Source organism: Enterococcus dongliensis, assembly GCF_031927985.1.
Lineage (GTDB): Bacteria > Bacillota > Bacilli > Lactobacillales > Enterococcaceae > Enterococcus_A > Enterococcus_A dongliensis.
Map to the genome: position 1 here is coordinate 66,069 of NZ_JARPZC010000016.1, position 6,324 is coordinate 72,392.

Consider the following 6,324-nt stretch of genomic DNA (forward strand, 5'->3'; position numbering starts at 1 on the left):
CCTTTTTTTATCCTATTCAGTCTATTCAGCAGATAATGCTGCCATCGTAATGTAATTGTATGGTTGATTGAAATGTGGCAAGAAGAAGATGTCCAATAATTTTAATTCATCGATGGTCACATGTTTTTCAATTGCTAATGAGAACATATGGATTCCCATTGAAATGTCTTGTTTTGAAGCCAGTTGTGCTCCGACAATCCGACGACTGGCCGTTTCATAAACGATCCGGATCTTGACTGTGTCATTTTCTCCTTTGACAAATCCTGGTTTTTGCAAATCTTCAAAGTCCGTATATTTCACGTCCAAACCATTTTTCTCAGCAGCCATAACGGATAATCCTGTTGAGACTAAGTTTAATCCCCAAATAGAAATACCATTTGATCCCTGTACACCGGCAGATTCTAATGGAGTACCACCAACATTATGACCTGCTACGATACCAGAACGTACCGCATTAGAAGCCAAAGCAATATAGGTCATCTTTTCTAAGGCATTTGAATAAATTGTTGCACAATCTCCCACAGTATAAACATCCGGATCACTAGTTTGTTGATGACGATCAACTAAATACGCGCCATTTGGGAATAATTCTAAATGATCTTTTGCCAGTTCAGCATTTGGACCAAAACCGATAGCGTTAATCACCATATCTACTTGATATTCACCCGAATCAGCTACAATTGCGTGAATCCGATCATTTCCTTTATATTCCTTCACCAAATCACCAAAATGTGTTTCAATACCATGATCCACTAAATTTTTGTCCATCTCGTCTGTAAACCATTTGTCATAATAACTTGGTAATGAGCGATCTGCTGCGTCAAACAATAAAACTTCCTTGCCACGACGTTTGGCCGCTTCAGCAATTTCAACTCCAATATAGCCGGCACCAATGACTGCTACTCGTTTTACGCTTTCTTTTGAAATCTCAGCATCAACTGCTTGGCCTTCTTGGAATAATTTTAAGAAATGAATACCTGGTAAATCATGTCCTGGAACTTTTGGTGCAATTGGTCGCGAACCAGTAGCTAAAATCAATTTATCATACGATTCGGTAAATGATTTTCCATCCTGTTGGACACAATAAACATTTTTCTTAACAAAGTCGATTCGATCAACCGACGTTTCCATGTAGATTTTAGCTCCTTTAGCTTCAAAATCTGCTTTATTTGTATAGAACAATCCTTGGTAATCATCAATTTGACGCCCTACCCATAAAGCTGTTCCACAGCCTAAATAACTTAGATTTGAATTACGATCAATCATTACAACTTCTTGATCCGGATAATTATCTAACAAAGTATTTGCTGCTGCAATCCCCGCATGGTTTGTCCCGATGATAACTGTTTTTGTCATAATTTTTCCTCCTATTCCTCTAAAGCCTCAAGAATTCCTATATTATTTTTTATATAAAAGCGCACGCATTTTCCTTAAAAATTTATTGAGTAACTAACTTCTTAAAATTAATTGCAACTACTGATTCTTTCTTATTTCAGCATTTCTATTGATCGCTTTTTCACAAGAAACCCCAAAGAAAATAAATCAACCTGTATCTCCGATAAATATACTCATTTTCTACTTGCGGCACTAACGATATCAGTAGTTATATTATTAATTAAAAAAAGCCGCGTAGAATTTTTTTAACATCTTTTACTAGGCGATTTATTCTATAAAAAAAGTAGTCCCTCTCACAAAGATGTTAAGCGCTTTCTTAAGTGAATAATACTCCTGATTAAATGTGTTGTAAAGCAGTTTATTTCAGTTAGTAAAAAATATGGAAATCAATAAAAATAACCCAGTTAAATCAATGATAAATAAAAAAATCTATTTTTATTTATCATACAAAAAGATACTCACAGAAAAATTGTGAGTATCTTTTTCAAGAAATTTATTTATTTTTGGAATTTTGATATGGTAGCAAAAATAGTATATTCCTAGAAAGTACCGCAACAAATATAGTTACAGATGATTCATTTACCGAGGACTATAATACCTTGATCAAATAATTGATTGGGAACAAATTACACGAGATAAAGTAGATCAACAATTTTCTGAGTATAAAGTTTATGAATTTCAAAAAGCAGATATTGATTTAATAAATGTATTTGCATAAGATAAAAAAACAGGAATTGTTCCTAGTTATACTGTCGGACCATTTAATAGATAGATTGGTGAAACTTTCAGCGTCTAAAAAAGTATTTAATAAATAGTTGTGTTTTTTAGCAATCCTAACTGTCTATATCACTCAAAAAAAGAGACTGATTTCTATTAAAATAGAAATCGTCTCTTTTTTTGCATCTAACTATTAAAAACTATGATGACTTCCTTTTTTCAATCAGAGTAAAAGGCGATTTAATAATATTCACCATGACGATAATCCCACGAATTGAATTGTTCAGATAAAATTGATTGAATCTTATCGACATCCAATCCTTTTCGAATCAAGACAGGTGCTGGAGTGATTGAGCGAGCTGTCCCTTGTTCAGGGATTAAATTTCCGTCTCTATCTACGAAAGAAACCATAACGCCTTGTTCATAACGTGTTTCAATAGTCTTATCTGGTTGGATTGAAGCAACATAATCGTTTCCTTCAATGATTAAGTCTGCTTCATTTGCGATTTTTTCTCCAATTCCTTCAACTAGACCGCGATTCCCCTTACCAGACGGATTTGCTGAACTGGCAAAGAGCAATTTTTTCTCTTGATCCCATAATTCTTTAGAAATTTGTTCTCCTGGAACACCAAATTTAACGACAAAACAGCTTGTTCCCCGAACATCTGTCATTAATTCATCCGAACCATCTTGTGGGATATAAGCTTTCCCAGCTTCTTTCCATGGAAGAATTGCTCCAAAGAGAATATCTTTTTCCCAACATTCTTGATAGACAGCAGCAATTTCGCTAGTTACTTCTGCCAATTCATACAATTGTTCAAGAGAACTGCACAAAACAACGCCCGGCTTGTTTCGTTTACGATTTTTCGCAGAAAACTTTCGTTCTAAACCTTCTTTATCGGAAACAGCAACGATATAACCCACTTTAGTTGGACAAACAATCACTTTCCCTGTTTGTTTTAATAGAGCAATCGCCTCTTGATTCGGCTGCCCGTTCCATTTGACTTTCTTTTCGCTCAATTCATTCATCCTTTCTTTAAAACAAAAATATTTTGAAAATATTCTGAAAATTCTGATTTCAGGCAGTTATTAGGATAATAAAGGAACCAGAAAAAATAGTCAAGAACATTTAGCCATAATCCCGTATAAAAATAAGGCGAGTAATGTTGATAATTATCGGACAACTCAATAACCTTTCTAAAAATTGAATCCGAACTATAAACTAAGAAACAACCGCTCACAGCAGAAAATAAGAGTACGTAGTAATACTACATATTTATTTTCTTGCATAATCTTAAAGAATCAAAAATAGATTTAGCGAATTTAATGCAATCTATAGAATGAAATAAAACCACTCTCTATTTAAATTCTAAGCTTTTATTATGTACTCACAAAAAGTATTCTAGCAACATTTGCTTCAAATTATCGACTCTTATTTAATTTTCTAAACAATTTATACTTAAAAGCACGAACTTTAAGTAAGCATTACTGGAATACTTACTTAAAGTCAAATAATTATTTGGTTTTCCTACTACTTCCTTTTTATTATGGGAGCTTGCTTGATTGTTAACGTTTTAGCAACAAATAAATTTTTTTCGATTTTTCCTATACTTTTGAAATAACTTATTATTCTTTCATTTTTAGATATTTTTTTTAACAATGAACTAGATTTTCTAACCATCTTTCTCCCTCGTTTCCGATCAAGCAGAATTAGACATAAGACTTATTAATGAAAAAGAGTTAGGATATGGCGGTTAATTCATGCTAATAACAATAATTTATTTTTTAATTATTTTCTTTGCTAAGGCCAAACACCCTATAATCCCGGCGTTATCTTTCAAAGCAGGCGTAACGATATAGTTTTTTATTGTCGGAGTTCTCACATAATTTTTCATTAAAGCCTCAAAATTTTTACGAACTCGTTCCACCATATGAGATTGTTTCATCACTCCACCGCCTAATATAATGACATCGGGAGAAAGTATCAAAGTAGTATTGTAGACACATTGAGCAATGTAAAAGGCTTCACTCTCCCAAAAAACATCCGACGCTGGAATATCTTGTCCTTTTCTACCTGTTCTTGCTTCAATAGCCGGACCAGCCGCCATTCCTTCTAAACAATTTTCATGAAATGGACAATTACCCTTGAAATTGTCTTTTTCATGTGGAATTACTATCATATGCCCCATTTCTGGATGGCTAAATCCTTCGATAAATTCTCCTTTTTGAAGCGCACCTCCACCAATACCAGTACCGATAGTATAATAGACAACACTATCTTTCCCTTGCCCTTCTCCACATGCATACTCGCCATAAGCTGCAGCATTCACGTCTGTAGTCCAAGTAATCGGGACGTTAAAGTGGTTCTTCAAATTACCCACAAAATCAAAGTCTTGCCAACCCAATTTGGGTGTGGAAGTAATATAACCATAGGTTGATGAATCTCGATGAATATCAATTGGTCCAAAGGATCCAACACCAATGCTTTCAAGCTCTGACTGATAATCTTTAAAAAAGTCAATCACTAAGTTCATTGTTTCTTCAGGAGTTGTCGTAGGAAAACTGACTCGCTTTTCAACAGTTAATTTTTCGTCTCCAATCGCACAAACAAATTTTGTACCTCCTGCTTCAATTGCACCAAAAACCATATTTTTACCCCTCCATTTTAAGTGAATGGTTCTCTAGTCGTTCTACTTGCAATAATTCTTCTGATTTGATGATAAATAGTTCATCGCGATTTTTTGGATATATTCGACTAGTTAAGGTATATTCTCCTTCATTAATAAATAATTCTAGTGCGTTTGTATCTAAAATAAGTCGAATAAAAAGTTTCCCATTATTCACACTTAATGGTGCGATAGAATCATCTGTATCTCCTTGTCCAAAAAATTCTCTATCTACCGTGATATTCATTTGCTTTAAGTCAAAATGTAGATTTGTTTTTTCCTTCATATCTTCCGAACATTTCACAAAAATATCAAAACTTTCCGCCTTAGAATTCTCTATATCAACAATAAGTAGTATATCGGAAGCATTTGCTAGTGAGATATTGAAATTTGATTCAGAATTTACTTGAATATTTTCCATATACTCTGAATCTACACGATAATCATTCAATTCTGCAATCGGAGATTGGTAAAGCTTATTATTTTTGAATGTCAATTCTCGTGCAATTGTCATTGCACCAGCCCAGCCATCTTTCTTTTCGGGCATTTCGGTAAACCACATGTTCATCCAGCCAATCATTATTCTTCGATTCTTGTCATCGGTGAAGGTTTGCGGCGCATAAAAATCTTTCCCATAATCTAGAGTAAAAAATTCACTTTGTTCAAATCTACATGTCTCATAGTCAAAATCACCTAACAGATAATAAGGATTGCTATTTTTCGTTCCATACATAGGAGATATAATCAGAATATCTTGCTGATTGAGTGTAAATAAATCAGGGCACTCCCACATATCTCCTTGCTTCCCATTACTTTCAGCTGCGATTCCGCGATAGTCCCAATCCTTCAAATTCGGCGAGCTATAAATTGCCGCTTTTCCTTTTCCATCTTTTTTAGTCCCTATGACTGCATAATACAGCTCATCTTTTTTCCAGATTTTTGGATCACGAAAATCTTCGGTCGCTTCAACTGGAAAAGCATCTATTACTGGATTGTTTGAATACTTAGTAAAGCTTCTACCATCTTCGGAAAAAGCAATATTTTGCGTTTGACGCGGTGTTCTACCGTCAACATTTCCCGTATACATCACTACTAATTTATTCTCTACTGAAATCGCGCTGCCTGAAAAGCAGCCGTGTCCTCGTTCGATATTCGAATAGTCGTATTCTTCAGATGGTGCCAGAGCAATAGGTAGATACTCCCATTTGATTCCATCATGACTCTTAGCATGTCCCCAATGCATCGGTCCCCATTCAACATCATATGGATAAAATTGAAAGAATAAGTGATACTCACCTTGATAAAAAACTAACCCATTAGGATCATTCATCCAACCTAGTGGTGTCATAAAGTGCATCTTCAATCTAGAATTTGTAGCCTGAACGTTTACTCCATTTTCTTTAATATAGTCATTTGCTTTTTTTAATTTATTTTCATGATTTACTGTTTTTGAGATTTTCATTCTGCCATCCTTGTATATTAGAGTTAGGGTTTTAACCTTCCGGTTTTAATTGGATAACCCTATGAACCATCGTTATTTTAATTT

At 34.3% G+C, this 6,324-nt stretch carries 5 protein-coding genes; all 5 read right to left on the reverse strand.

Features of this window, described 5'->3' with window-relative positions; genetic code table 11:
- Positions 1-21: 21 nt before the first annotated feature.
- The 5 genes from nox to P7D84_RS11340 all read right to left on the reverse strand — a co-directional run bounded on the left by nox (position 22) and on the right by P7D84_RS11340 (position 6,240).
- Entirely contained in the window at positions 22-1,356 is a 1,335-nt protein-coding gene (nox, locus tag P7D84_RS11320) for a H2O-forming NADH oxidase (RefSeq protein ID WP_311806471.1), read from the reverse strand.
- Between the two features lie 996 nt (positions 1,357-2,352).
- Positions 2,353-3,141: an L-threonylcarbamoyladenylate synthase gene (locus P7D84_RS11325; RefSeq protein WP_311806472.1), complete on the reverse strand. Its 789-nt coding sequence runs from the start codon at positions 3,139-3,141 to the stop codon at positions 2,353-2,355.
- A 502-nt stretch (positions 3,142-3,643) separates the two neighbouring features.
- Positions 3,644-3,793 (reverse strand): hypothetical protein, encoded by a 150-nt coding sequence (locus tag P7D84_RS11330; RefSeq protein WP_311806473.1) that lies wholly within the window; start codon positions 3,791-3,793, stop codon positions 3,644-3,646.
- Positions 3,794-3,890: 97 nt separating this feature from the next.
- Positions 3,891-4,760, reverse strand: a complete 870-nt coding sequence (gene scrK / locus P7D84_RS11335; protein WP_311806474.1) for a fructokinase ScrK — start codon at positions 4,758-4,760, stop codon at positions 3,891-3,893.
- Between the two features lie 4 nt (positions 4,761-4,764).
- Positions 4,765-6,240 (reverse strand): glycoside hydrolase family 32 protein, encoded by a 1,476-nt coding sequence (locus tag P7D84_RS11340; protein WP_311806475.1) that lies wholly within the window; start codon positions 6,238-6,240, stop codon positions 4,765-4,767.
- Positions 6,241-6,324: the final 84 nt, after the last annotated feature.